Annotated in this window: 22 protein-coding genes and 1 riboswitch; all 22 genes read left to right on the forward strand. The window is 68.8% G+C overall.

Annotated elements, in window-relative coordinates:
* Nucleotides 1-6 precede the first annotated feature (6 nt).
* The 22 genes from mltG to BLW41_RS07560 all read left to right on the forward strand — a co-directional run bounded on the left by mltG (nt 7) and on the right by BLW41_RS07560 (nt 25,085).
* Entirely contained in the window at nt 7-1,020 is a 1,014-nt protein-coding gene (gene mltG, locus BLW41_RS07455; protein WP_177169411.1) for an endolytic transglycosylase MltG, read from the forward strand.
* Nucleotides 1,021-1,026: 6 nt separating this feature from the next.
* Nucleotides 1,027-1,866, forward strand: coding sequence for a shikimate dehydrogenase (gene aroE, locus BLW41_RS07460; RefSeq protein ID WP_093117825.1), 840 nt, complete (start codon nt 1,027-1,029; stop codon nt 1,864-1,866).
* Nucleotides 1,867-1,898: 32 nt separating this feature from the next.
* Nucleotides 1,899-2,498 (forward strand): hypothetical protein, encoded by a 600-nt coding sequence (locus tag BLW41_RS07465; RefSeq protein WP_093117827.1) that lies wholly within the window; start codon nt 1,899-1,901, stop codon nt 2,496-2,498.
* Nucleotides 2,495-4,336, forward strand: a complete 1,842-nt coding sequence (locus tag BLW41_RS07470; protein WP_093117829.1) for a GspE/PulE family protein — start codon at nt 2,495-2,497, stop codon at nt 4,334-4,336. Before BLW41_RS07465 ends, BLW41_RS07470 begins: the two co-directional genes overlap by 4 nt.
* Before the next feature lie 119 nt (nt 4,337-4,455).
* Nucleotides 4,456-5,529 carry a type IV pilus twitching motility protein PilT gene (locus BLW41_RS07475; protein ID WP_093117831.1) on the forward strand — a complete coding sequence of 358 codons (1,074 nt, stop codon included), beginning with the start codon at nt 4,456-4,458 and terminating at the stop codon, nt 5,527-5,529.
* A gap of 35 nt (nt 5,530-5,564) precedes the next feature.
* Entirely contained in the window at nt 5,565-6,779 is a 1,215-nt protein-coding gene (locus tag BLW41_RS07480) for a type II secretion system F family protein (RefSeq protein WP_093117833.1), read from the forward strand.
* 14 nt (nt 6,780-6,793) lie between these two features.
* Nucleotides 6,794-6,904: riboswitch (TPP riboswitch) on the forward strand.
* Nucleotides 6,896-8,272 carry a phosphomethylpyrimidine synthase ThiC gene (gene thiC, locus BLW41_RS07485; RefSeq protein ID WP_093118889.1) on the forward strand — a complete coding sequence of 459 codons (1,377 nt, stop codon included), beginning with the start codon at nt 6,896-6,898 and terminating at the stop codon, nt 8,270-8,272. It overlaps the preceding riboswitch by 9 nt.
* Nucleotides 8,273-8,302: 30 nt before the next feature.
* Nucleotides 8,303-8,719, forward strand: a complete 417-nt coding sequence (locus BLW41_RS07490) for a co-chaperone GroES (protein WP_093117835.1) — start codon at nt 8,303-8,305, stop codon at nt 8,717-8,719.
* Between the two features lie 190 nt (nt 8,720-8,909).
* A complete protein-coding gene (locus tag BLW41_RS11455; RefSeq protein ID WP_093117837.1) occupies nt 8,910-9,344 on the forward strand; it encodes a type IV pilin protein in 435 nt (144 codons plus the stop codon).
* 118 nt (nt 9,345-9,462) lie between these two features.
* The gene (locus BLW41_RS07500) at nt 9,463-10,218 is read left to right on the forward strand and encodes a prepilin peptidase (protein ID WP_093118891.1); all 756 of its coding nucleotides are present in this window, start codon (nt 9,463-9,465) and stop codon (nt 10,216-10,218) included.
* A gap of 166 nt (nt 10,219-10,384) precedes the next feature.
* Nucleotides 10,385-11,326, forward strand: coding sequence for a type IV pilus biogenesis protein PilM (gene pilM, locus BLW41_RS07505; RefSeq protein WP_093117839.1), 942 nt, complete (start codon nt 10,385-10,387; stop codon nt 11,324-11,326).
* Entirely contained in the window at nt 11,323-12,033 is a 711-nt protein-coding gene (locus BLW41_RS07510) for a hypothetical protein (protein WP_093117841.1), read from the forward strand. The genes pilM and BLW41_RS07510 overlap by 4 nt, the downstream gene beginning before the upstream one ends.
* Complete coding sequence (locus BLW41_RS07515) at nt 12,030-13,001, forward strand: hypothetical protein (RefSeq protein WP_093117843.1); 972 nt, start codon at nt 12,030-12,032, stop codon at nt 12,999-13,001. The genes BLW41_RS07510 and BLW41_RS07515 overlap by 4 nt, the downstream gene beginning before the upstream one ends.
* Before the next feature lie 5 nt (nt 13,002-13,006).
* Nucleotides 13,007-13,999: a hypothetical protein gene (locus tag BLW41_RS07520; protein ID WP_093117845.1), complete on the forward strand. Its 993-nt coding sequence runs from the start codon at nt 13,007-13,009 to the stop codon at nt 13,997-13,999.
* A gap of 5 nt (nt 14,000-14,004) precedes the next feature.
* Nucleotides 14,005-15,489, forward strand: coding sequence for an IPT/TIG domain-containing protein (locus BLW41_RS07525; protein WP_143038652.1), 1,485 nt, complete (start codon nt 14,005-14,007; stop codon nt 15,487-15,489).
* Between the two features lie 147 nt (nt 15,490-15,636).
* The gene (aroC, locus tag BLW41_RS07530; protein WP_093117849.1) at nt 15,637-16,800 is read left to right on the forward strand and encodes a chorismate synthase; all 1,164 of its coding nucleotides are present in this window, start codon (nt 15,637-15,639) and stop codon (nt 16,798-16,800) included.
* Nucleotides 16,788-18,392 (forward strand): bifunctional shikimate kinase/3-dehydroquinate synthase, encoded by a 1,605-nt coding sequence (locus BLW41_RS07535; RefSeq protein ID WP_093117851.1) that lies wholly within the window; start codon nt 16,788-16,790, stop codon nt 18,390-18,392. Before aroC ends, BLW41_RS07535 begins: the two co-directional genes overlap by 13 nt.
* Entirely contained in the window at nt 18,389-18,844 is a 456-nt protein-coding gene (locus BLW41_RS07540) for a type II 3-dehydroquinate dehydratase (RefSeq protein WP_218138328.1), read from the forward strand. The genes BLW41_RS07535 and BLW41_RS07540 overlap by 4 nt, the downstream gene beginning before the upstream one ends.
* A complete protein-coding gene (locus tag BLW41_RS07545; RefSeq protein WP_218138329.1) occupies nt 18,841-19,944 on the forward strand; it encodes an aminopeptidase P family protein in 1,104 nt (367 codons plus the stop codon). Before BLW41_RS07540 ends, BLW41_RS07545 begins: the two co-directional genes overlap by 4 nt.
* Before the next feature lie 67 nt (nt 19,945-20,011).
* Nucleotides 20,012-21,331, forward strand: coding sequence for a DNA polymerase Y family protein (locus BLW41_RS07550; protein WP_177169412.1), 1,320 nt, complete (start codon nt 20,012-20,014; stop codon nt 21,329-21,331).
* Nucleotides 21,328-21,585: a hypothetical protein gene (locus BLW41_RS07555; RefSeq protein WP_143038653.1), complete on the forward strand. Its 258-nt coding sequence runs from the start codon at nt 21,328-21,330 to the stop codon at nt 21,583-21,585. The genes BLW41_RS07550 and BLW41_RS07555 overlap by 4 nt, the downstream gene beginning before the upstream one ends.
* Nucleotides 21,582-25,085 carry a DNA polymerase III subunit alpha gene (locus BLW41_RS07560; RefSeq protein WP_093117860.1) on the forward strand — a complete coding sequence of 1,168 codons (3,504 nt, stop codon included), beginning with the start codon at nt 21,582-21,584 and terminating at the stop codon, nt 25,083-25,085. The genes BLW41_RS07555 and BLW41_RS07560 overlap by 4 nt, the downstream gene beginning before the upstream one ends.
* Nucleotides 25,086-25,125: the final 40 nt, after the last annotated feature.

Below are 25,125 nucleotides of genomic sequence, written 5' to 3' on the forward strand. Positions count from 1 at the left end.
GCCGCCGTGGCGGCACTGACACTGGCGGGTGTAGTCGCCGCTTGGTTCGCGTTCTCCTTGTGGCAGCCGTTCCACGGTCGCGGGCACGGGACGGTGGCGGTCACGATCCCGCGCGGCGCGACCCTCGGGGAGGTGGCGGCGCTGCTCGAGCGTCGCGGGGTTGTCGCTGACGCCGGCTTCTTCGAGCTGCGCGCCCGGCTCGCCGGTCTCGGCAGCCGGATCGAGGCCGGCACCTATCGGCTGCGCCGCGACATGAGTTACGGAGCGGCCATCGCGGTGCTCTCTAAGGGAGCGGCGGAGCACGTCCTGCGCATCACCATCCCCGAGGGCCTCTCGCGCCGCGAGATCGCCCGGCTGGTGCAGGGCCGGCTGCGCGGCGACTACCTCGCCGCGAGCCGGGCATCGCCGCTGCTTGACCCCCGTAGCTACGGCGCCCCAGCGGGTGCTGGCCTCGAGGGTTTTCTATACCCGGCGACCTACGACTTGCGACCAGGCGCTTCCGCCGAGGAGCTCGTGGCACGTCAGTTGCGCGCCTTCGAACGCGCCTTCGCCGGCATCGACCTCTCTTACGCGCGTTCCAAGAACCTCACTCCGTACGACGTCTTGATCATCGCGTCGATGGTCGAGCGCGAGGCGCGACTCGCCCGCGAACGCCCACTCATCGCTTCCGTCATCTACAACCGGCTGCGCGCCGGCATGCCGCTCGGCATCGACGCCACCCTGCGCTACGCACTCGACAACTGGACGCGGCCGCTGCGTCTCAGCGAGCTGCGCTCGCCGAGCCCCTACAACACGCGCCTACGCGTCGGTCTGCCGCCCGGGCCGATCGGCAACCCCGGTCTCGCGTCCTTGCGGGCGGCGGCAAACCCAGCGCGCACCTCCTTCCTCTACTACGTCGTAAAGCCAGGAAGCTGTGGCGAGCACGCGTTCTCCGCTGACGCCCGCCAATTCGCCCGTGACGTGGCCCGCTACCAGCGCGCGCGTGAGCGCGCGGGCGGCCGCTCGCCGACTACTTGCTGAGGGGCGATGCAGGGCGCGCGACGAGCCGCCAGGCTACTCGCGGTCGCCGGCTGGCCGATCGCGCACAGCCGCTCTCCGCAGATGATGCAAGCAGCGCTGGCTGACGTCGGACTGCGCGACTGGCGGTATCTGCGGCTGCCAATCCCCCCGGGGGAGTTCGAGGGGGTGGTACGGGCCCTTCGGGACCTGGGTTACGTGGGACTGAACGTGACCATTCCTCACAAGCTCGCGGCGGCACGACTCGCCGACGAACGTTCGGAGGCGGTCGCCGTGACCGGTGCCGCCAACACCCTGCACTTCCGTGACGGCCGAGTGTTTGCCGAGAACACCGACGTGGCTGGCCTGCTCGACGCCCTGCCGATCTCTCCGCGCGGACTCGCCGCGGTGGTGCTCGGCGCCGGCGGGGCCGGTCGCGCCGCGGCCTACGCCTTGCGCAGCGCAGGCGCAGCACAGGTTCGGGTGTGGAACCGAACTCCCGAGCGGGCCCGCGAGCTCGCACAGGCGCTGGCGATCGAGGCCGTTACGGATCCACTCGATCGACCCACCGACCTGCTCGTCAACGCCACGTCCGTGGGGCTCGATCCGAACCTGCCGATGCAGGAGGCGCTCGCGATGCTCGGGCTCGCGGGGCGCGAACCGCCGCCGTTGGTGGTCGACCTCGTCTACGGCGCCCAGCCGACCCCGCTGGAGCGTTGGGCGCGCCGGCGAGAAGTGCGCTTCGTAGGCGGGCTCGAGGTGCTGGTCCGCCAGGGCGCCCGCAGCTTCGAGATCTGGACCGGGCGCGTGCCCTCGCTTGCCGTGATGCGAGCAGCGGTGGGCGCCGCGCAGGTGGATCGTCGGGACTAAGACGATCGCCCGCTCTTGCCGATAGCGACCACATGGCGATTTCGCGTCCCCTCGTCCTGGCCCTGCTCGCGTCGGTACTGACGGCAGCCACCTACCTGGTGGCGGTCAACGGTCGTTCAGAGGAGAGTTCGACCCCGGTGGCGACTCCGGCGCCGCCGAGGGCGGAGGCGAACACGCCGAAGCTACCGGCGAAGAGGCGCGTGAGCGCGCAGCGCGGTGCCGTTGCCGCCAAGCCGACCGTTCGAAAGCCGGTTGTGCGACGTCCCGCCAAGCCCGCGCCCGCAGCGCGTCCCCGTGCCGCCGCACGTCCGCGCGCCGCCGCGGGCGTACCGAGGGGGCTCGTGCGGGCACTCGAGCAGGGGCGCACGGTCGTGCTCTTCTTCTACGAGCCGGGCGGTATCGAGGACGCGCAGGTCGCCGCCGCGGTGCGCGCGGTCGAACGCCGTGGGCTCGCCCGCGTGTTCCGTGATCGCGCAAGCGATGTCGATCGCTACACGCCGCTGCTCGGCAAACTCGAGTTGGCGCAGGTGCCGGCGGTCGTGATCGTCGATCGCGCGCGTAAGGCACACGTTGTCGAGGGCTTCGTGGACGAGCCGACCCTCGTGCAGGAGGTCAGGGACGCTCGGCGATGAGCGACGCCAGGGGCCAACCGCAGACGCGGACGGTCTCGGCCCCGGGAAACGCCAAGCAGACGGCTGATTCCGAGGACGAGGCCGCCGTCGCCACCAAGCAAGCCGCTGGCCGTCAGAGCGGCCGGGCCAACGGCAACGGCAAAGCAGCGGGTGGCAGCAACGGGGCGCGCGGACCGGTCAAGGGGCGCTTCGTCTCCGACGTCATAGTCGAGCTCGGCTTCGTCTCGCGGGCGATCGTCGACGCCGCAGTCGAGCAGGCGCGCGCCGAGGGCACGACCCCCGAAGAGCTGCTGATCCAGCAGGGCGCGCTCACGCCCGACCAACTTGCGCGGGCGATCGCGGCCCGCTACGAGCTCGAGTACTTCGACCTCCAGGAGCGCAAGCCCGACCCCAACGCGCTCAACCTGATCCGACCGGAGGACGCCAAACGCTTCCAGGCAGTGCCGGTCGGCTTCGAAGGGGACGACGTCGTGACGGTGGCGATGGCCAACCCGCGCGACATCGTCACGCTCGACGACCTCAAGCTGCTGATCCGTCGCGACGTCAAGCCGGTCGTCGCCTCGCGCGACGACATCCAGGCGCTGATCAAAAAGATGTCGTCGACGGTCGAGCTCGGAACCGAGCAGGCCGAGGAGGAGGCGGAAGAGCTCGAGGAAGCGTTCGGCGAGCTGCGCGAAACGGCCGCTGACTCGCCGGTCGTTCGGCTCGTCAACCAGATCCTTCAGCAGGCGATCGAGGAGGGCGCCTCCGACATCCACTTCGAGCCCGAAGAGAGCGAGCTCAAGGTGCGCTTTCGCGTGGATGGCGTGCTGCGCGAGGTGAGCACGATCCAGCGCAAGTTCGTCGCCAGCGCGATCTCGCGGATCAAGATCATGGCGAACCTCGACATCGCCGAGAAGCGCGTACCCCAAGACGGCCGCGTCTCGCTGAACGTCGACGGCCACGAGATCGACGTGCGCGTGGTGACGATGCCCTCGGTCCGCGGCGAGGGCGTCGTGATGCGCATTCTCGACAAGGAGAAGGCGCTGATCGGCCTCGACAAGCTCGGTATGAGCCCGCGCAACCGCCAGCGCTTTGAGGAGTCCTTCAAGCGGCCGCACGGGGCGGTCCTGGTGACCGGGCCGACCGGCTCGGGTAAGTCCACGACGCTTTATGCAGCGCTCAACGAGCTGAACTCGCCGGACCGCAAGATCATCACCATCGAGGATCCCGTCGAGTATCAGCTGCCGGGGGTCAATCAGCTGCAGGTGAACCTGAAGGCGGGTCTCACCTTCGCCACCGGTCTGCGCGCGATGCTGCGCGCCGACCCGGACGTGATCATGGTCGGCGAGATCCGCGACGCCGAGACCGCGCAGATCGCGATCGAATCGGCGTTGACCGGCCACCTGGTGCTCTCCACCCTGCACACCAACGACGCGCCCTCGGCGATCACTCGTCTCACCGAGATGGGCATCGAGCCGTTTTTGACCGCGTCGGCCGTCGTTTGCGTTGTTGCGCAGCGTCTCGTGCGGATGCTCTGCGTGCACTGCAAGGAGCGCACGATCCTCACCGTCGACGCGCTGCGGGCGGCTGGCTACCACGCGGCGTTCGACATCGAGGCGTACGAGCCCGTCGGCTGCAAGCAGTGCGGCGGCAGCGGCTACAAGGGACGTACCGGCGTCCACGAAGTGATGTTGATGAGCGATGAGATCCGCGAACTGACGGTCGAGCGAGCCTCGGCGGATCAAATCCGCAAGGTGGCCATCGAGCAGGGCATGAGGCCTCTCCGTGACGACGGCTTCGAAAAGGTGAAGCAGGGCATCACGTCGATCGCCGAGGTCGCCCGCGTAGCGGCCTGAATGTCGACGACTTCAGCGGCCGCACGTAGTTGCCGATAGGTGCAGGTGACGCCTGCATCCCCGCTCCCTCTCCGCGTGAGCGCTCAGGTGCCGGGCGTTGCCGTCCGATAGGAGACCCGATGGAGCTCGATTTCGCCGAAGTCGTACTGCAGGTAGTCGAGAAGAACGCTTCGGACCTGCACCTAACCGCTGGCGTGCCGCCGATGGTGCGGGTGCACGGGCGGCTCGAACCCCTCGACTTTCCGGTGCTGACGCCGCAGCTAGTGCGCGAGATCGTTTATTCGATCCTCACCAACGATCAACGCCAGCGCCTCGAGACCGACTGGCAGATCGACTTCGCGTACTCCGTCCCGGGCGTCGCGCGCTTCCGCGTCAACGTCTACTTCCAGCGCTCGGCGCTGAGCGCCGCCTTCCGCTTGATTCCGCGCGACATGCCGAAGCTCTCGGAGCTTGGGCTGCCACCGGTGCTGGAGGAGTTCACGCGCAAGCCGCGTGGCTTTGTGCTTGTTACCGGCCCCACCGGCTCCGGTAAGTCGACGACGCTCGCAGCCATGCTCGACCTGATCAACGAGCGACGTCACGAACACATCTTGACGATCGAAGACCCGATCGAGTTCCTTCACCGTCACAAGAAGTGCATCGTCAACCAGCGCGAGATCGGCAGCGACGCCAAAAGCTTCGCCGACGGTCTCAAGGCGGCGCTGCGTCAAGACCCCGATGTGATCCTGGTCGGCGAGATGCGTGACCTCGAAACGATCGCGACGGCACTGACCGCCGCCGAAACCGGGCACCTCGTCTTCGCGACGCTGCACACCCAAGACACCGCCCAAACCGTCGACCGCATCGTCGACGTCTTCCCACCGAACCAGCAGCAGCAGGTGCGCGTGCAGCTCTCGGTGGCGCTGCAGGGGATCGTCACGCAGCAGTTGTTACCGCGAGCCGACGGTCGTGGACGGGTCGTAGCTGCCGAGGTGCTGGTGCCAACCCCGGCGGTTCGCAACCTGATCCGCGAGGGCAAGACGCACCAGATCTACTCGGCGTTGCAGACCGGCGGTCAGTACGGCATGCAGACTATGGACGCCGCGCTTGCCGACCTCGCGCGGCGCGGCCTGATAACTCGCGAGTTGGCCGAGGCGAGGGCCGGCTCACCGGAGGAACTGCGGCGTTTGATGGGCACCGTGCGGGTCGCGTGAGCGAGCTTCCTTCGAGCATCAGGGAGGGCTAGCGGATGGCCACCTACGCGTTTAGAGCGGTCGATCGCGCGGGCGTTCCGACGCGCGGGGAGATCGAGGCCGAATCGAAGCAAGCGGTTACCGCGCAGCTTCGCCAGCGCGGGCTGATCGTCCTCGACGTTGAGGAGCAGGCGCCGCCGAACGCCGGCGACATCCTCGCCCGCTTCAAGCGGGTCAAACCCGACGCGCTGGTGATCGCGACGCGGCAGCTAGCGACGATGGTCTCGTCGGGTATGACGCTGTTGCGGGCGCTCTACGTGATCGAGGAGCAGACCCAGAACGAGAAGCTCAAGGAGACCTTCACTGCCGTGCGCAAGGACGTGGAGGCCGGCCTTTCGTTCTCCAAGGCGCTGTCCAAGCACCCGGACGTCTTCAACGATCTCTACGTCGCGATGGTCCAGGCCGGCGAGTCCGGCGGCATCCTCGAACAGACTTTGCAGCGCGTTGCCAACCAGCTCGAGAAGGACGCCGCGCTGCGCCGCATGATCAAGGCGGCGATGGTCTATCCGGCGCTCGTCATCTCCTTCTCGTTCCTCGTGCTGATCGCGCTGGTGGCGTTCCTGGTGCCGGTCTTCGAGAAGATCTTCAAGGACTTCGGGGGCGACCTACCGACGATCACCAAGTTCACCGTCGCCCTCTCCCACCTGATCACCGACCGCTGGTACCTGATGATCGCGGTGGGGGTCGCGCTGACGGTTGGCTTCCGTCGCTGGAAGCGCACTGAGTGGGGGCGCATGCAGTGGGACACGATCAAGCTGAAGGTGCCGATGAAGATCGGTGGGATCGTGCAGAAGGTCGCGCTCGCCCGCTTTTCGCGCACCTTCGCCGGCCTCGTGTCGGCCGGTGTGCCGATGCTCGAGGCAATCGAGATCACTGGCCGCACCGCCGGCAATAAGGTGATCGAGAAAGCGATGCAGGAGGTGCGCGACTCGGTCTCGCGCGGCGGCACGATCTCGGCACCGATGGCCAAGGCGCCCAACGTCTTCCCGGCGATGGTGGTGCAGATGATCGGGGTTGGCGAAGAGACCGGCGCGCTCGAGACGATGCTCGGCAAAGTCGCCGACTTCTACGAAGAGCAAGTCGAGGCGGCGGTCAAGGCGCTGACCTCGATTCTCGAGCCGGTAATGATCGTTCTGGTCGGCGCGATCGTCGGCTTCATCGTGATCTCGATGTACATGCCGATGTTCCGCGTCTACGATCAGATCAAGTAGTAGCCGGCGGACCGAAACGGCTACCGGGGAGTCCCTGCGCGAGGGGCTGAGAGGGCGCTTCCTAGCGCCGACCCGCGGAACCTGATCTGGGTAATGCCAGCGAAGGGAGGACAACCGTGCAGCACCGCAGCTCTTTCCCGGCCGACGCCGACTGCCGCACCCAGCTAGCGCTAGCTAAGCGTGGGGTCGTCTCACCGGAGATGCGGCGAGCCGCCGAGCGTGAGGGGCTCGATCCCGAGCTCGTGCGTGCCGAGGTGGCGGCTGGCCGGATGATCGTCCCGGCGAACGTCAACCATCGAGCGCTCGATCCGATCGCGATCGGGCTGCAGGCGCGCGTCAAGATCAACGCCAATATCGGGCGCTCCCAGGTCACGTCATCGATCGCCGAGGAGCTGCGCAAGCTGGAGCTGTGCGCCCGCTTCGGTGCCGACACGGTGATGGACCTCTCGACCGGCAAGGAGATCGTCGAGACGCGCCAGGCGATCATCGAGGCGGCCGAGATGCCGCTCGGCACCGTCCCGATCTACGAGGCGGTGGAGCGGGTCAAGCGGATCGAGGACCTGACACCCGAACTGCTGCTCGAGGTGATCGAAGAGCAGGCCGAGCAGGGCGTCGACTACATGACGATCCACGCCGGTGTCCTGCTCGAGCACCTGCCACTGGTGCAGCACCGCGTGTGTGGGATCGTCTCCCGCGGCGGCGGTCTCCTGGCGCGCTGGATGGTTCACCATCGCCGCGAGAATCCCCTCTACGAGCATTTCGACAGAGTGCTCGCGATCTGTCGCCGTCATGACGTCACGATCTCCCTTGGTGACGGTCTGCGACCGGGGGCGATCGCCGACGCCTGTGATGCGGCCCAGTACGCCGAGCTCGACACCCTCGGCGAACTGGTGCGCCGCTGCCGGGAGCGCGACGTTCAGGTGATGGTGGAGGGGCCGGGCCACATCCCGCTCCACCGTCTGCAGGAGAACGTGGAGCGCCAGCAGCGGGTCTGCGACGGCGCGCCCTTCTACACGCTCGGCCCGCTCGTCACCGACGTCGCGCCCGGCTACGACCACATCACCTCAGCGATCGGTGCGGCGGTGGTGGGATGGCACGGGACCTCGCTGCTCTGCTACGTGACGCCCAAGGAGCACCTGGGGTTGCCCAACGAAGAGGACGTACGGCAGGGGCTCGTCGCCTACCGGATCGCCGCTCACGCGGCCGACCTGGCGCGTGGCAACCGTGCTGCCTACCGCTGGGATCGCGCGATCTCCGAGGCGCGCTTCGCCTTCGACTGGCGGCGCCAGTTCGAGCTCGCAATCGACCCAGAAACAGCGCAAGCGATGCACGACGAGACGCTTCCCGACGACTACTTCAAGTCAGCGGAGTTCTGCTCGATGTGCGGCCCCAAGTACTGCCCTATGCACAACTTCCGCAACGTCGACTGGGAGGAGCTACGCCGCACGGTCGCGGCGCGCCGCGCCCAGCGAGCCGGTGCTGCAGCCGTGTGACGGGCGCTGGGCGCGTACCCTTCGGGGTGCATGCGCCACCAGCTGCGTCCGCTGTTCGACCGCGTCGTAATCAAGGAGCTCGAACCCGACCGGGTGCGCCGCTCGGGCCTCATCGTCCCGCCCGGCACCGACGAGCCGCCGCCCCAGCACGGGATCGTGCTGGCGGTCGGTCCGGGCCTCGATTGGTGGGCTCACGTGGGCGTGCGGATGCCGGTCAAGCCGGGCGATCACGTGGTCTTCCCGGCCTCCGCGGGCGTCTGGGTGGAGGTCGATGAGGAGCGTCTTTTGGTCTGCCGTGTTGGGGAACTGTTGGGGGTGCTCGAGCAGGTCAGCGACTGTTACTACTGCTCGGAGCGTCCGATCGCTGAGGGCGACAGCTGCCCGGTCTGCGGCCGCGAGGGCCCGGCCGTGCCGCACGCTGCAGAGGGCGAAGAAGCGGGCCCTTAGCGCCATATGGCGCTCTCCGCCCGTGCGCCTAGAACGTTCGTCGGATCTGTCGCTTTAGGGCGTCGCTGTCTCTAAAGGCGGGCGGCTGTGCCGCCGATGCCGGTCGCGTGACCGAGCGCTCGCGGCGCAGGGAAGCGCGCCATCGCTCGGCACCCAGACCTACCAACCCACGCAGGAGGTAAGCAGGAGCATGTTGCGGAAGGTCCGCGAGCGGTTGAGCGGCGAGCGGGGTTTCACCCTGATCGAGCTGCTCGTCGTGATTCTGATTATCGGCATTCTGGCTGCGATCGCGCTGCCGGCGTTCTTGGGGCAGCGTCAGAAGGGTCAGGATGCGTCGGCGAAGTCGAATGTGCGGAACTTGGTTTCGCACATGGAGTCGTGCTTCGTCACGAACGAGACGTACGCGGGGTGCGACGGCAACAACCCCGACATCCAGAATTCGGGCATCAAGATCGGTAACGGCCCGGGTCAGGTCGAGATCATCAACCCGACGGCGACCGGTTACACGCTGACGGGTTACTCGAAGTCGGGGAACACGTTCACCTACGTGAAGAACGGTTCGAACGTGACGAAGAACTGCCAGCAGCGCGGCGAGGGTGGCTGCCCGTCCGACGGTCAGTGGTAGTAGTCGCGGTCGCCTAGACCACGCTGCGAGCGGGGCGGGCCGAAAGGCCCGCCCCGGTCTTTGTCGAAGGGATACTGCGAGCGCGAGTGCGACCCCAGCGGTAAACGTGAACCTCTCGATGCAAGCAGCGATACTCCTCGCGTTCCCCCTCGGTGCGGCGGTGGGGAGCTTTCTCAACGTCGTAGTGCACCGCCTGCCGCGCGGCGAGTCGGTGGTCCGGCCTCGCTCTCGCTGCCCCTCGTGCGAGACACCGATCGCGCCGCTCGACAACGTCCCAATCGTCTCGTACCTGCTGCTCGGTGGGCGCTGCCGGTCGTGTGGTGCGGCAATCTCTTTGCGTTACCCGCTGGTCGAGCTCACCACCGCGGTCCTCTTCTCGGGGCTCGTGGCGGCGCGCTGGCCGGACCCGCGACTGGCCCTGTGGTTGCCGTTCGCAGGTCTGCTGGTGGCCGCCGCGGCGATCGACCTCGAGCACCGCATCATTCCCAACAAGCTGTTGCTCGCCGGCACCGCGTACGCGGTTGCGGCGGCGCCCATCGTGGCCCGCACGCACCTCGTTGAACTGCTCTTGGCCGGAGCGGGATCGTTCGTCGCTTTTCTGTTGATCGCGCTCGCGTACCCCGCAGGGATCGGCATGGGGGACGTCAAGCTCGCCGGCGTGATGGGGCTCTACCTCGGCATCGGCGTGATACCGGCGCTGTTCGTGGCCTTCCTCGCCGGTGCGCTCGTCGGGGTGGCGCTGATCGCCCGCGAGGGCCGCGGTGCGCGCAAGCGCGGCGTGCCGTTCGGTCCGTTCCTCGCGCTCGGCGGGGTGGTCGGGATCGTCGCGGGTCCCGAGCTGGTGGATCTCTACCGCCAAACCTTCCTCGTCTGATCGCGCCGCGCCCCCCGGGCGCGCGGTCGGCAGTACCGGCGAGCGGTCAGCGCGGATATTGCAAGCGATCGACCAAGCGTCGAGGTGATTCAAGCGTCGCCGGCGGTTGCCGATACGGGGAAGGACTCTCCCTTCTCTCCCCTCAGCGAAACAGTTCCTCTGCCGAATGTCTCCATCCCTGTTTCGGAAGCCTTCGTCCCGCGGGAGCGTCGGGCTCGACATCGACGGTCGTTACCTCGCGGCTTGCGAGATCGCTGGCGGGCGAATCGTGCGGGTCGCATCGCACGACCTGCCGGAAGGTCTCGTGGTTGACGGCGAGGTGCGGGACAAGGAAGGTCTCGCCGCCGCCTTGCGCGAGTTCGTGCGGACCACCGAGCTCGCGCGCGATGTCTGGCTCGGTGTTGCCAACCAGCAGATCGTCGTGCGGTTGATCGAGCTGCCACCGATCGAGGACGACGAGGAGCGTGAAGCGGCAATCCGCTTCCAGGCCTCGGAGGCGATCGCGATGCCGCTGGAAGAAGCGATTCTCGACCACCAGGTGATCGACAACCGGGTCGACGACACCGGTGCCGAGCGCATGCGGGTGGTGGTGGTCGCCGCCAGGCGCTCGATGGTGGAGGAGTTCGTTGGGGCCGTGAAGGGCGCGGGCCTGCGCCCGCGCGGGCTTGACCTCGACGCGTTCGCGCTGGTGCGCGTCTTGGCCCGCGCTAACGGCGCCGGTACCGAGACTGGTACCGGTGGCGCCCGCGTCTACTGTCACCTTGGCGGCGTCACCAACCTCGCGATCGCGGCGGGCTCCGCGTGTCTGTTCACGCGCACGATCACGAGCGCCTGGGACGAAGACGGAAGTGCCGATCGTCTTGCCGATGAGATCCGCTTGTCGATCGACTACTACCTGGCGCAGCCCGACTCGCCGCCGGTCGAGGAGGTCGTATTGTCCGGTCCGGGCTCGCGCGACGACGGCCTCGTCGACGACCTGGCGGCGCACCTCGCCCTACCGGTGGCGGTCGCCGAGCCGCTGCCGGGGCTCGACCCCGACGGCCGGGCGGCCCACGATCCGGCGCGCTTCACGGTCGCTGCCGGACTCGCTCTTGGAGGTCAGTCGTGAGGCCGGTCAACCTGCTTCCCGACAAACGCCGGCGCGCTCGCAAGGGCGACGGTCGTCGCGCCCAGATGGTGGTCGCTGCGCTCGCCCTGTTGGTCTTGATGGTGGCTGTCTACACGCTCGCCGCGCGCCAGGTGAACGAGCGCAGGGCGAAGGCTGAGCAGGTGCGCCAAGAGGCGCAGCAGCTGCAAGCGCAGCAAGCGCAGCTCGGTGCCTTCGGTCAGTTCGCGCGCTTGCGCCAGGCGCGCGAACAAGCGGTCAAGCAGCTGGCTCAGCAGCGCTTCGACTGGGAGCGCTTCCTGCGCGAGGTGTCGCTGGTGATGCCCGCCAGCGGGTGGTTGACCGAGGCTCAGGCGTCGGTCACCGGACTCTCCTCGTCGACCGCCAGCCCGGGCGGCTCGGGCGGCGCGAGCGGGGCGGCCACCCCCGCCGGGCAAGCGAGCAGCGGTCCCGAGGCGAACCTTTCCGGCTGCCTGCGCACTCAGAGCGACGTAGCGCGCCTGATGGTGCGGCTGCGACAGCTCCACCGCGTCAAGGACGTGGAGCTCACCTCGTCGGAGCAGGAGAACCCGGACGAAGCGCCGAGCAGCCAGAGCTGCGGCCGCTTCTACAAGTTCCAGGTACGCCTGCTTTTCGACCCGGCGCCCGCGGCCGTCGAGGCGCCCCAAGGCAGCAGCAAAGTCCCGGCGAAGCTCGGAGGCGGGTCGTGACCCTCACAGACCGCGATCGCAAGATTCTGCTCTACGTGGTGCCGCTACTGCTGGTGGTCGTTTACTGGTTCTTCCTGCTCGGCCCGAAGCGTGAAGAAGCGGCCAAGGCCGGCGACGAGCTGCAGCAGCAGGAACAAGCACGCGACCAGGCGCGCCAAACGCTCGCTCAGCTACAGGCGAGCCGCGCGAACTTCGATCGCGACTACGCGACCGTAGTGAAGCTCGGTAAAGCGATCCCGCCGCAGCTCGACATGGCGACGGTGCTGGTCCAGCTCGACGCCGCGGCGCGTGGGACGGGGATTCGCTTCAGCAAGATCGAGGTCGGACAGCGCCAGAGCGCGCAGGCGGCGAGCGCCACCGCAGGTGGTGGTGGCGGCGGGTCCAGCTCTCAACCCCCGGTGGCGGCTGGTGGTCAACAGGCGCAGAGCGGGCCAGGGAAGGCAACCGAAGCGGCCAACAACGCAGCCCAAACCAGCGCGCAGCGCAACCAGGCGGCCGAGCAGTCGGGAGTCAATCCGCAGGACACGCAGACTTCGGTTTCGAGCGGCAAAGGGCTGCCGATTGGCGGAGGCCAGGCCGGCGGCGCCGCCACTGCGGGCGGCGCGATGCCCGCGCCAGCGTCCGGAGCGCTCGATTCGGTACCGCTAACGCTGCGGTTCAACGGTTCCTTCATGCGCCTTGCCGACTTCTTCCATCGCCTCAAGCGGTTTGTGCGCGTGGCTGGCGACCGCTTGCTGGTGCGGGGTCGTCTGTTGACCGTCGAGTCCCTGCACTTCACGAGCGACAGCGAGCACTTCCCGCGCATCGACGCCGAGCTCGTGGCGACCGTCTACCTCGCCCCGCGCTCGGAGGGGGCGACTGGCGGTGCGACCCCCCAAGGCCCGGCTCCCACTACGAACGCGTCAAACCAGGCGGCGAGTGGGGCGCAGAACGCGTCGCCCGCGCCCGCCGCTACGGCCGCCCGGTGAAAGCCATGAAGGAACAGCTCCTCGACATCTGGGAAGAGTTGCGCGAGCGGCGTCTGCTGCCAATCGCCGTGCTGCTGTGCGTCGCGCTGATCGCAATTCCCGTGCTGCTGGCCGGGGGTGGCGGCGGTAGTAGCGCGCCCACCGTCGCGCCGGTGCAACCGCCGACGCGCAGCGAGCTCGCGCGCCTTCAGGTTCAGCCCGCCGAGAACGACGTGCGAGGGTCGCGTCTCGACTCGTTCCGTGCCCGCGACCCCTTCCGCCCGCCGAAGGGTGTGCGTTTGCAGACGCAAGGCGGCGCCAGCGGTAGTGGCTCGCTGCCGACGCTGGCTGGCTCGAGCGGCGGCGCAAGCCAGGGCGGCAGCGGTGGCGGTAGGGCCGGCGGCGGTGCCGGCGCGGGCGGCGGTGCGCCGAGCGGCGGTTCCACACCGGCGCCGTCGGGCGGGCCGACGACGTCCGTACGCCGCACCACGACTAGTTACCGCTACGTGGTTGACCTGACCTTCGGCAAGGTCGGCAGCGAACGACGCTTCCGCGGCCAAGACAAGCTGGCGATGTTGCCCAGCGAGTCGGCGCCGCTGCTGATCCTGCTGGGCGTCGAGGGTGACGGCGACAACGCCGTTTTCCTGGTCGACGCCTCGCTCAAGAAGACGTCGGGCGAGGGCAGCTGCAAGCCCGCGAAGGATGACTGTGCGGTGCTCACGCTCGGTCCCGGCAACGAGCACCGCCTGCGCGACGAGCAGGGCAACGACTACCTGCTGCGGATCGACGCGATCCGTCGCGTGAAGGTCAAGCCCGCGTCGGCCAAGTCGGCTAATGCGCAGGCGGACAGCGCGGCGCCGGCCCGAGCCGCCAGCGCTGGCCTGAGCAGCGAGGGCGCCGGCGCGGACGCGGCGCCGCCGGTCGAATTCAGGCGCTTCGAGCTGCCGGTGTTGTCGGATCTCTTCACGGTCGTGACCACCGAGACCCGCCACAGCGGCGCGAGCAAGCGAGGAGAGTGATCGAAATGCGCGCACGCAAGCTGCTTCGGTTGGCCTTGATCCCGGCAAGCCTGCTGGCGATCGCCGCTCCGGCACAAGCCGCCCGAAAGCCCGTCGTTACGAGCGTCTCGCCGATGCGCGTGACGGTTGGCGGAACGATCACGATCAAGGGCCGGAATTTCAGTGCGCGCGCCAGCCGCAACACCGTGATTCTCCGCGGTTCGGGTGGCAAAACGGCGTTTCTCAAACCGCGCAGCGCTTCGTCGCGCAAGCTGGTGGTGGTCGTGCCGCGGCGGGTCGCCGAACTGCTCGCCGTGGCGAACGGTCAACCGCGGGCGACGCGCATGAGCCTGCGCATTGCCGTTTCCCGGAGCTTCTCGAAGTGGACGCCGCGACGGCTCTCGCCAGTGGTCGCGCCGGCCAGCTCGGGCGGATCGGGAGGCGGCGGCACCAGCGGTGGAAGCGCAGGCGGAGCGGGTGGCGGCACCGCGCAAACTGCCTCCTGCTCGGGCGATGCCGACGGCGATCTGCTGGACGCCGCGCTCGAGGCCCAACTGAAGACCGATCCGTGCGTCGCCGACACCGACCGTGACGGCATCTCCGACGGCTACGAGTACAAGTCGGCCGTCGACCTCAACAACGACGATTACCAAAGCCCCAACGCGTCGTTGCCATACCCGGGTAAGAGGCCGTACCCGAATCCGCTCGACCCGACCGACGCCAACGTCGATCACGACGGCGACGGCCTGACCCTCGCCGAGGAGTTCGGGGCTTGGAACTACACGATCGCCAACGGCTCGCCACGCACGCTCTTCCCGCTGAGCTACTCCGCTGGCGAGAAGTACTCGATCCTCAGCGCAAACGATCCGCGCAGCCCCGGGCTGCCGGCCGCGGGCTACGGCAAGTGGTCGGAGTTCCTCGCCTGGGCGAGCTCCGCGGGCTACCGCAACGTCACCACGCCCGACGGCACCTTCCCGCTCCTCGACCTCAACCACAACGGCACCGAGAGCGTCGCCGAGCAACAGATGTACGACCTCGACGGCAACGGCTGGCTGTCGGACGAGGAGCGTGACGAGGACGCCGACGGCCTCACCAACTTCGACGAGACCCACGGGCGCATGCTGGTCGAGTACTGGAAGGCCTGTTACGCGTCCGAGCGTCCGTATTACCTGGCGTACTCGGGAACCGACTTCCTGAACCCCGACGGCGACGGTGACGGCGTGCGCGACGGGGCGGACGACCAGGATCACGACGACGTCCCCAACCTCCAGGAACTCAGCCGCATCGGGGCGTCGGGAATCGACGACCGCAAGAACGGCAAGAACTGCGTGCCGGCCGACGGTTTGCCAACACCGCCGGCCACCCATCACGCCGCGACTTACGGGCGAGTGAACCCCTTCAACCCCTGCCTCCCGTTCACGGGCGCGCGGACCTGCAACACGCATCCGGGCGTCGGGCAAGACGTCTGGGCGCCGTTCGACGACTCGCCCAACTGGTATTCGCTCCAGTAGTCGCCCAACGGCGGCTGGGCGCCCCGCCGTGCGGGGCGCCCAGCCGCCCCCCTGCCACCGCCGGCGGTCGCGTCCGGTCTGGCGAGCTCGCGTCGACAGGTCGATCGAGGCGTGAGCGCGGCGTCCCGCGAGTAGGGTTCTGCAGCGATGGCGATCCGTTTCGTCACCGCTGGCGAGTCGCACGGTCCGGGGCTGACGGCGATCCTCGAGGGCATCCCCGCTGGGCTCGAGTTGCGTCGTGAGGAGATCGATCGAGACCTAGCGCGCCGGCAGCTCGGCCATGGCCGCGGCGGTCGGATGAAGATCGAGCGGGATCAGGTACGCGTGAGCGCCGGTCTGCGTCACGGACGGACGCTCGGCAGCCCGCTCGCCCTTCACGTCGACAACCTGGATTACCGCAACTGGGAGGAGCGGATGAATCCCTGGCCGGTCGAGACAGCGGTCGAGGAGGTGCACCTCCCACGTCCGGGGCATGCCGACCTCCCGGGTCTTTTGAAGTACGGCCACAGCGACGTGCGCAACGTGCTCGAGCGGGCGAGCGCACGTGAGACAGCGGCGCGCGTGGCGGTCGGTGCTGTCTGCCGAGCCTTGCTCCGGGAGCTTGGTGTTGAGGTGCGCAGCCACGTCGTGCAGATCGGCTCGGTTCGCGCCGCCGTCCCCGAGGAGCTGGCGGTCGAAGACTTCGAGGGCGTCGACGAGTCGCCGGTGCGCTGCCTTGACGAGGAAGCTGGCGCGGCGATGGTGGCGGAGATCGACCGCGCCCGCAAGGCCAACGAATCGCTCGGCGGCGTCTTCGAGGTACGCGCTTGGGGACTCGTGCCAGGCCTCGGCTCCCACGTCTCCTGGGACAGCCGCCTCGACGGTCGGCTGGCGCAAGCGATCATGTCGATCCAGGCGATGAAGGGCGTCGCGATCGGGGATGCCTTCGATGTGGCCGGACGCGTCGGCTCACAGGCGCACGACGAGATCTTCTGGTCGCAGGAGCGCGGGTACTGGCGGGCTACGAACCGCGCGGGCGGTCTCGAGGGCGGAATGACGAACGGCGAGCCCCTGATCGTGCGTGGCGCGATGAAGCCCTTGCCGACACTCACGCGGCCGCTGCGCTCAGTCGATGTGGTCACCAAGGAGCCAGCGCAAGCGCTGCGTGAACGCACCGACTCTTGCACCGTGCCGGCTGCCGGTGTGGTTGGCGAGGCGATGGTCGCTGTGGTGCTCGCCGACGCGTACCTCGAGAAGTTCGGCGGCGACCACCTCGACGATCTGCGCGGCGCGCTCGAGGCCTACAAGAAGCGGATCGGATGGAGGCGATAGGGGCGGAGGGCGCCGCGCTCGAGGCAGCCCAGCCCGCGGGCGGGAGCGCTCGCGGGCAGGAGCTCGCCTTCCGCGGCGCGCTGGTGCTAGTCGGCTTCATGGGCGCCGGTAAAACGACCGCCGCGCGGGTAGCGGCGGCAGCGCTCGGAGCGCGGGCGATCGACACCGATCACGAGATCGAGCGCGAGCTCGGGGAGTCGATCGCGAGCTTCTTTGACCGAGAAGGAGAGGCGGCGTTCAGGGCGCTCGAGGAGCGTGTCGTGTTGCGGGTACTCGACAGCGAGGATGCGCGCGTAATCGCCCTCGGCGGCGGGGCGCTCGGCTCCGAACGGGTGCGGGAGGCGCTCGCGAGACACACGGTCGTCTACCTCGAGGTCGATCCGGCCGAGGCCTGGCGGCGAGCGTCGGGCGGCGCACGGCCCCTCGCCCGCGATCGCGCCCGCTTCGAGCAGCTCGAGCGCGAGCGCCGGCCGCTTTACGAGCGCGTCGCCGATGCGATCTTCCCCGCCTACTGCGGCCGCGACGCTGTGCGGCGGGCGCTGCCCGCGCTTTCGGCGCTGCGCGAAGCACCGAGCGGCACGCGTCTGGTTTGGGCCGAGGCAGCGTCCGGCGCCCATCCGGTTTTCTTCGGCCGTGGTCTGCTTGCCCAAGGCTTCTTCTATCCGCAGGACGGGCGCCGCTTCGTCGTAAGCGACGAGCAGGTGGCGCGGCTCCATCGCGCGCCGGGCGCCACCGCCACGATCACGGTGCCAGCGGGCGAGGCCAGCAAGACGCTCGCAAGCGCCGAGCGAGTGCTGCGCGAGCTAGCGCGCAGCGGCTGCGAGCGCCGCGACCTGGTGGTAGCGCTCGGTGGCGGCGTGGTCGGCGATCTCGCTGGGTTTTGCGCTGCCGTCTACCAACGCGGCGTTCGCTGGGTAGGCGTGCCGAGTACCTTGGTCGCTCAAGTCGACTCCGCGTACGGCGGCAAGACGGGCGTGGACCTGCCCGAGGGCAAGAACTACGTAGGCGCTTATCACCTGCCCGCAGCCGTGCTCTGCGATCCCGATCTGTTGGCGACGCTACCTCCGGAGGAGATCGCGGCGGGCTACGCCGAGGTGGTCAAGACGGCGCTGATCGCCGGCGGCCAATTGTGGGCGCGGGTGCGGGCCGGTGTCGAGCCGACCGACCCGCAGGTAATCCTGGGGTGCCTGCGCACAAAGCTGGCGGTGGTCGCTGCCGACGAGCGCGACGCTGGGCGCCGGCAGGTCCTCAATCTCGGCCACACGATCGGGCACGCGATCGAGGCCGCTACCGACTACCGCCGCTACCGTCACGGCGAGGCGGTCGCCGTGGGTTTGCTTTGCGCTCTTCGACTGTCCGGCCGGGAGAACCTGCGTCAGGAGGTTGCCGAGCTTTTGCGTGCGCGCGGCTTACCCATCACGTACAGCGGCGCCGACCCGGAGCGCGTCGTCGAGCTGGTCGAGCGCGACAAGAAACGGACGGGTGGACGCGTGCCGTTCGTGCTGCTCGAGGAGCCGGGGCGCGTGACGCCCGGTCACGAGCTACCGCGCTCCGAAGTGTTGGCGGCGGTCAAGGAGGTCTACGCGCCGTGAGTCCGGCACGTGCGCGAGTAGCGGTGATGCACGGCGTCAACTTCGACGTCCTCGAGCGCCGCTCGCCGGAGCACTATGGCGGCATCACGCTGACCGACCTCGAGGTGCGGATCAAGCTGTTCGGGCGTGAGCTCGGCTTCGAGACGATCTTCTCGCAGACGAACCACGAGGGGGAATTCTGCGAGCAGCTCCACCGCGTCGCCGACAACGCCGACGCGCTGATCCTCAACCCTGGTGCCTGGACGCACTACTCGTACGCGATCCGCGACGCCCTCGAGGTGGCAGGGGTGCCGGCGGTGGAGGTGCACCTGTCGGCCGTCGACGAACGCGAGGAGTGGCGGCGCCGCTCGGTGATCCGTGACCTCTGCATCGCGACCGTGCAGGGCAAAGGCGTCGAGGGCTACCGCGAGGCGCTCGAGATCATCGCCCGCGCGCTCGGGTTCGAGCGTTGAGCGCGACGACTGGCAAGCAGAGCGCCGAGCAGCGGTTCGCGCAGCGCGTCGAAGGGGCGCTGGCGGCGATCGCCGAGCGCCAGCTCGACACGTTGCTGGTCACGAACCTCGTCGACGTGCGCTACCTATCGAACTTCAGCGGCACCAACGGCGCGCTCGTGCTGGGAGCCGAGGAGCGGGTGTTCATCACCGACTTCCGGTACACGGAACAGGCGCGCGCGGAGCTGCGGGGCGGCTTCGAAATCGTCGAGGAGTCGACCGACATGATGCGGGCGATCGCCAGGCATCTGCGGGGGCGCGCAGGTTTCGACGAGGCGCACCTCACTGTGCGTGCGCACCGCCGGCTCGCCGAGGCGGTCGGCGAGCAGATCGAGCTGGTGCCCGTGAGCGGCGTGGTCGCGGCCTTGCGGAGGGTGAAGGACGAGGCCGAGGTGGCAGCGATTGCGGCGGCTGCAGAGCTCGCCGACGAGGCCCTGCGACGCCTATTACAGCAGCCGGTCGTCGGGCGTAGCGAGCGGGAGTTGGCGTGGGCGCTCGAGCGCGAGATGCGGGAGCTGGGGGCGGAGGGTGTGGCTTTTCCACCGATCGTCGCGTCCGGTCCGCACTCGGCGCTGCCGCACGCGCGTCCCCGCGAGGTGCCGGTCGAACGGGGCAGCCTGCTGCTCTTCGATTGGGGCGCTCGAGTCGACGGCTATTGCTCGGACTGCACGCGCACTTTCGCGGTCGGCGCGGTGGGGGAGGAGGAGGTCGAGATCTACGAGCTCGTGTTGCGCGCGCAACGGGCGGCGCTCGAGCAGGCGCGAGCGGGAACTGGCTGTGCCGAGCTCGACGGTGTGGCGCGGGCGGTGATCGAGGAGGCGGGACACGGCGAGCGCTTCGGGCACGGTCTCGGTCACGGAGTTGGTCTCGAGGTGCACGAGGAGCCGCGGGTCGCGCGCTCCGGGGAGGGCAAGCTGACGGCGGGAGAGGTCGTGACGATCGAGCCGGGTGTGTACCTGCCCGGGCGCTTCGGTGTGCGCATCGAGGACCTGGTCGTGATCGGCGAGCAGGGGCCTCGCGTGCTCAGCGGTATCGACAAGGAGCTGCAGACGATCGAGTAATTGCGGCGCGCCAAGTTCCCGCGGCGCGCCGAGTTCCGTCCGGAGCGCAGGCGAACATATGTTCGCCATGGACGGTTTCGAGCAGCGGCGACTAATCGTCTGCGTGCTGGTTCCCGATTTCGAGCTAGCGGCCTTGGTGGGTGGGCGCGAACGGTTGCTCGAAGGGCCGCTCGCAGTCGCGCCCTCCGATCCCTCGCGTCAGGGTGTGGGTGCGGTCTCGCCACCCGCTCGTGCTCGTGGCGTCAAGCCGGGAACGAAGCTTGTCGAGGCGCTTGCGCGGTGTCCGGAATTGCGCCTCGTGCCGCCCGACCCGGAGCGGGTGGGGGCCCTCTGGGGAGCGTCGCTCGACACGCTCGAGCGACTCGGTGCGCAAGTCGAGTCGGACCTCCCAGGGCTCGCTTTCTTCGCGGCTGACGGGCTGCTTTGCCTCCACGACGGTCGCTTGGAGCGGCTACTCGCGACCGTGCGCAAGGAGCTGAGAGGCACGGTCGGCGACGTCGGTACGGTGCGTTTCGGAGTTGCACCGGCGCGCTTCGTTGCCTGGACCGCGGCGATGCTTGCGCCGGCGCGTCGCGACCGTGAGCGCCGCGAGCTGATCGCCGGCAAGCTTTTGGGAACGGCGGCGGCTGGCGCGGTCGGTGCGTCGCCACTCCCGGCGACGTTGGTCGTGCCACCCGCATCGTGCGCCCGCTTCTTGGCTTCACAGCCGGTCAGCCTGCTCGCGCTGCGCCCCGAGTTGCAGACGACGGCTGCGCTCCTTGAACAGCTCGGTATCGCGACGCTCGGGGACCTCGCTGCCCTGCCTCGCGCCGCGCTCGCCGAGCGGTTTGGGCCGGAAGGGCTGCTCGCCTACGAGCTCGCTCGGGGGCGCGACACGGCGCTCCTGCCTCGCCGACCCCCCGAGCGGATCGCCGAGTCGCTCGAGCTGCCGGAGCCGGGCTGTCGTTTTCAGCTGGAGCGAGCGCTGACGATGCTCGTCGAACGCATCCTGGCGCGCGGTGAGCGGCGGGGTCGGAGCCTGCGCGTGCTGGTGCTCTCAGCGCTGCTTACTTCGGGCGGAAGTTGGCGTGTGCGGATCGTGCCACGCCGCCCGACTGCCGACAGCGAGCTCTTGTGCACACTGCTCGCTCAAAGCTTGGAATCGCTGCCGTCGCCGGCCGAGCGTCTGACTCTCGCGGTCGAGGAGTTCGGGCCATCGAACCCCGAGCAGCCGGCGATCAGCGGCTTGCACAACCACCAGGAAGACCGCCGTAGACGCTTGGCGGAGGCGGTTCGGCAAGTCCGGCAAGCGCTCGGTCCGGAAGCTTTGCTGCGGGTATTCGAAGCCGATCCCGATGCGCGTGTGCCGGAACGGCGAGCGCTGCTCGTCCCTTATCCCGAGCGATGAGAGAAAAGCCGAAAAGTCGGGTACGGCGTTTGGCGGAACCGAAACCGCTGCCGGGGGTGCGGCTAGGAGTCGATGGTCGCCCGCGGATGGTTGCCGGCGAAGCAGTTCAGTCGGTGCTCGAGGAGTGGCTCGTCGAAGATCGCTGGTGGACGGGCAAGCCGCTTCGTCGCCGCTACTTCGAGTTGGTGTTGAGAGATGGCCGCAACCTCGTTTGCTTCGAGGAGCACGGTCGCTGGTTCGCACAGCGGGCATGAGCGGCGGCGCTCACAGCCGAGCGGAGTCGGTGTCTCGAGGGTGGCTGCCGTCGCCCAAGCAAGTCGTCCGCTACGCCGAGCTGCATTGCCATAGCGCGTACTCGTTTCGCGATGGCGCCTCGCTGCCGAGCGAGCTGGCAGCGGCTGCTGCCGAGCACGGCTACGAAGCGCTGGCGGTCTGCGACCACGACGGCATCTATGGCGTTCTCGAAGCGGCTTTCGCGCTCCGCGGCGTCGGCATCAAGCCGATCGCTGGCGCCGAGTTGACACTCACCGACGGCCATCACGTGACGCTGCTGTGCCGAGATCGACGCGGCTGGTCGAACCTCTGTCGGCTCGTGACCCTTGCCCACGAGCGCACCAGGCGTTGGTCGCGCTGCGGCGAGAGACCGTGGCGCGCGCGTCTCGGCCGGTCCCGTCCACCGCTCGATCCGGCGGACGGCGAGCCGGCGGTAACGCTCGAGGAGGTCGAGCGTCACGCCGAGGGGCTCATCTGTTTGAGCGGCTGCGCCCGCTCCGGCGCGGTCGCCGGGCGCATCGAACGCGGTGATCTGGCGACCGCCCGTGCGGTCGCCGAACGGCTACTGGCGGCGTTCGGGCGCGAGGGCTTTTGGATCGAGCTGCAACGGCCGCTTTGGCGGCACGATCGCCGCCGCAATCGGCTGCTCGCGGAACTCGCCGGGCAGCTGCGCGTGCGCACGGTTGCGACCGGCAATGTGCACGCCCACTCGTCGCGTCGTGCGCGTCTCCAGGACGCACTGGTGGCGGTGCGGTTGCGGCGCGCGCTCGACGAGTGCGAGCCCGAGCGACGTGGAAACCACGCCCACGTGGTGGTTCCCCCGAGCGAGCTCGCACGTCGTTTCAAAGATCACTCGCGGGCGCTGGCGGAGAGCGTCGAGTTGGCCGAACGGATCGCTTTCGACCCGACCCGTGATCTCGGCTACTCCTATCCGGGCAGCGACGATCCCGATGCCTGCACTCGTCTCGCCGAGCTCTGCTGGTCGCGCTTCGAGCGTCGCTATCCGCCCGGTCATCGCCACCGCCGGGAAGCACAGCAGCGGCTCGCAGAGGAGCTGCGCGTAATCGCTCGGCTCGGTCTCTGCGGGTTCTTCCTGTTGCACAACGAGATACTCGAGCTGGCCCGCGAGGTAGCGCTAGAGCTACGCGGTCGCGAGGGTGCTAGGTCGCTGCTTGCGCCCGGTCGCGGCCGCGGCTCGAGCGTGTCCTCGATCGTCTGCTACCTGACCGGCTTATCGCACATCGATCCGGTCGCCAACGGTTTGGTGCTGGGACGCTTCCTGAACGAGCAACTGACGCGTCTGCCAGACATCGACCTCGACTTTCCGCGCGATCTCCGCGATCTTCTGATCGAGCGCGTACACCGTCGCTACGGCTCCGAGCGAGCGGCGCTGGTCTGCTCGTTTCCGACCTACCAAGTGCGCTCAGCGGTGCGCGACCTCGGCCTTGCCTTGGGTCTACCGCGAGCTGATCTCGAGCGCCTCGCACGGGCGCTCGAGCCGTGGCGTGAGCGCAACCGCATCGCCGCCGACGTCGAGGAGTTGCTCGGCGAGCGGGCGCGTCAGCCGCGCTGGCGAGCGTTGGTCGAGCTGGTAGAGGAGGCTCACGGGCTTCCCCGACACGTCGCCCAGCACCCAGGCGGCATGGTGATCGCGACGCGCCCCTTGACCGATCTGTGCGCTCTCCAACCGGCGGCGATGCAGGGGCGCTGGATGGTCCAGTGGGATAAGGACTCTTGCGCCGACGCTGGTTTTTTGAAGATCGACCTGCTCGGTCTCGGCATGCTCTCGGCGGTCGAGCGCTGTGTCGCCGAGATCGAACGGGTGCGCGGAGAGCGGATCGACCTCTCTCGCATCCCTTACGACGATGCTCCCACTTGGCGCTCGATCCAGCGCGCCGAGACGGTCGGTGTGTTCCAGATCGAGAGTCGCGCGCAGATGCAGATGCTGCGCCGCACACGGCCGCAGTCGCTGGCCGACCTGACCGTTCAGGTGGCACTGGTTCGTCCCGGCCCGATCCAGGGTGGTGCCGTCCACCCCTACCTCCAACGCCGCGAGCGTCTGCGCACCGACCCTCGGTATCGACCGCGTTACGAACATCCGGCGCTCGAGCAAGCACTCGGCGACACGCTTGGCGCAATCGTCTTTCAAGACCAGGTGCTCGAGGTCGCGCGTCTGCTCGCTGGTTTTACGCACTCCGAGGCCGAAGGTTTGCGGCGCTCGATGAGCCGTCGTCGATCGCGTGCGGCGCTCGACCTTTATCGCCGCCGCTTCGTCGATGCGGCGCTTGCCCGTGGTGTCTCTCGCGAGCTCGCGGAGCGGGTGTGGCGACAGATCGTCGGCTTCTCCGGCTACGGGTTCCCGAAGGCCCATGCCGCGGCCTTCGCTTTGCTCGCCTACCAGTCGGCGTGGTTGCGTGTCCACTATGCGCCCGAGTTCCTCTGTGCCCTCCTCAACGAACAACCGATGGGTTTCTATCCGCCCGACTCGCTGGTGCGCGAGGCGCGCCGGCGGGGGGTCGTGGTAAGGGGACCGTGCGTGCTACGCAGCGACCTTCGTTGCAAGGTCGAGCCAGCAGCTACCAGCGATTCGGCTGCCGCTTCCGAGAGGCTGGCGGTGAGGATCGGGCTCGGTTATATCGCTGGTGTCCCGCTGGCCGAGCTCGAGGCACTGGTGGCGGAGCGCGAGGCCGGCGGTCCTTACCGCTCACTTGCTGATCTCGCTGCCCGTTGCAGGTGTTCGCGGCAGACGCTTGAGCTTCTCGCGCTCGCCGGCGCCTGCGATGCGCTGCTCCCGGATGTTGCTCCCGCTGAGCGCCGTCGCCGCGCGCTTTGGGAGCTGGGGGTTGCGGCTGACTCGGGCGTGTCCCGTGGCCACGCGTCGCGCGGCCACGGGACACGCATTTCACGACGTCAATCGACGATTGGCAGGCAGCCGGCGCTGCCGCTGGAGGGGCTTGCGGCGCCTCGGCTTCCGGATCTCGAGCGATGGCAGGAGATGCTCGCCGACTACCGAACTCTCGGCCTTTCTTTGGCCGCCCACCCGCTCGCGTTGATGCGCGAGGGGCTGCCCGCAGGGGTGCTCTCGAGCCAAGAGCTCGAAGAGCAACCAGAAGGAGCGGTAGTGCGCTGTGCCGGGCTCGTAGTGATACGTCAGAGGCCAGCCACGGCTCGCGGCGTCACCTTCGTGCTGCTCGAGGACGAACACGGCACGATCAATCTGGTCGTGCCGCCCCCGCTCTACCAACGAAGGCGACTGATCGTGCGCTGCGAACCGCTCTTGCTGGCCATCGGGCGGGTCGAACACCGCACCGGCACGACCCACGTGGTCTGCGACGACGTCGAACGGCTGGTGCTGGAACCGCCGACACCGCGCCGCGCTCGCCTGCTCGAACCGGCGCGCGCATGGTCCGGGGCACCGCCGCGCGACAGCGACCTGCCGGCCGCTGCTTCCCGTCACGCGGCCCGCGCTAGCTGGCGTTGAGCACCCACTCGCCTCGCGTCGTCGGCACCGCTCCCCGCGC

The sequence above is a fragment of the Thermoleophilum album genome (assembly GCF_900108055.1).
Lineage (GTDB): Bacteria > Actinomycetota > Thermoleophilia > Solirubrobacterales > Thermoleophilaceae > Thermoleophilum > Thermoleophilum album.

Bases quoted from the DNA above. Each gene is read 5' to 3' on its own strand.
- aroE (WP_093117825.1), top strand. From the start codon at position 1,027: ATGCAGGGCGCGCGACGAGCCGCCAGGCTACTCGCGGTCGCCGGCTGG.
- BLW41_RS07465 (WP_093117827.1), top strand. From the start codon at position 1,899: ATGGCGATTTCGCGTCCCCTCGTCCTGGCCCTGCTCGCGTCGGTACTG.
- BLW41_RS07470 (WP_093117829.1), top strand. From the start codon at position 2,495: ATGAGCGACGCCAGGGGCCAACCGCAGACGCGGACGGTCTCGGCCCCG.
- BLW41_RS07475 (WP_093117831.1), top strand. From the start codon at position 4,456: ATGGAGCTCGATTTCGCCGAAGTCGTACTGCAGGTAGTCGAGAAGAAC.
- BLW41_RS07480 (WP_093117833.1), top strand. From the start codon at position 5,565: ATGGCCACCTACGCGTTTAGAGCGGTCGATCGCGCGGGCGTTCCGACG.
- BLW41_RS07490 (WP_093117835.1), top strand. From the start codon at position 8,303: ATGCGCCACCAGCTGCGTCCGCTGTTCGACCGCGTCGTAATCAAGGAG.
- BLW41_RS11455 (WP_093117837.1), top strand. From the start codon at position 8,910: ATGTTGCGGAAGGTCCGCGAGCGGTTGAGCGGCGAGCGGGGTTTCACC.
- BLW41_RS07500 (WP_093118891.1), top strand. From the start codon at position 9,463: ATGCAAGCAGCGATACTCCTCGCGTTCCCCCTCGGTGCGGCGGTGGGG.
- pilM (WP_093117839.1), top strand. From the start codon at position 10,385: ATGTCTCCATCCCTGTTTCGGAAGCCTTCGTCCCGCGGGAGCGTCGGG.
- BLW41_RS07520 (WP_093117845.1), top strand. From the start codon at position 13,007: ATGAAGGAACAGCTCCTCGACATCTGGGAAGAGTTGCGCGAGCGGCGT.
- BLW41_RS07525 (WP_143038652.1), top strand. From the start codon at position 14,005: ATGCGCGCACGCAAGCTGCTTCGGTTGGCCTTGATCCCGGCAAGCCTG.
- aroC (WP_093117849.1), top strand. From the start codon at position 15,637: ATGGCGATCCGTTTCGTCACCGCTGGCGAGTCGCACGGTCCGGGGCTG.
- BLW41_RS07535 (WP_093117851.1), top strand. From the start codon at position 16,788: ATGGAGGCGATAGGGGCGGAGGGCGCCGCGCTCGAGGCAGCCCAGCCC.
- BLW41_RS07550 (WP_177169412.1), top strand. From the start codon at position 20,012: ATGGACGGTTTCGAGCAGCGGCGACTAATCGTCTGCGTGCTGGTTCCC.
- BLW41_RS07555 (WP_143038653.1), top strand. From the start codon at position 21,328: ATGAGAGAAAAGCCGAAAAGTCGGGTACGGCGTTTGGCGGAACCGAAA.
- BLW41_RS07560 (WP_093117860.1), top strand. From the start codon at position 21,582: ATGAGCGGCGGCGCTCACAGCCGAGCGGAGTCGGTGTCTCGAGGGTGG.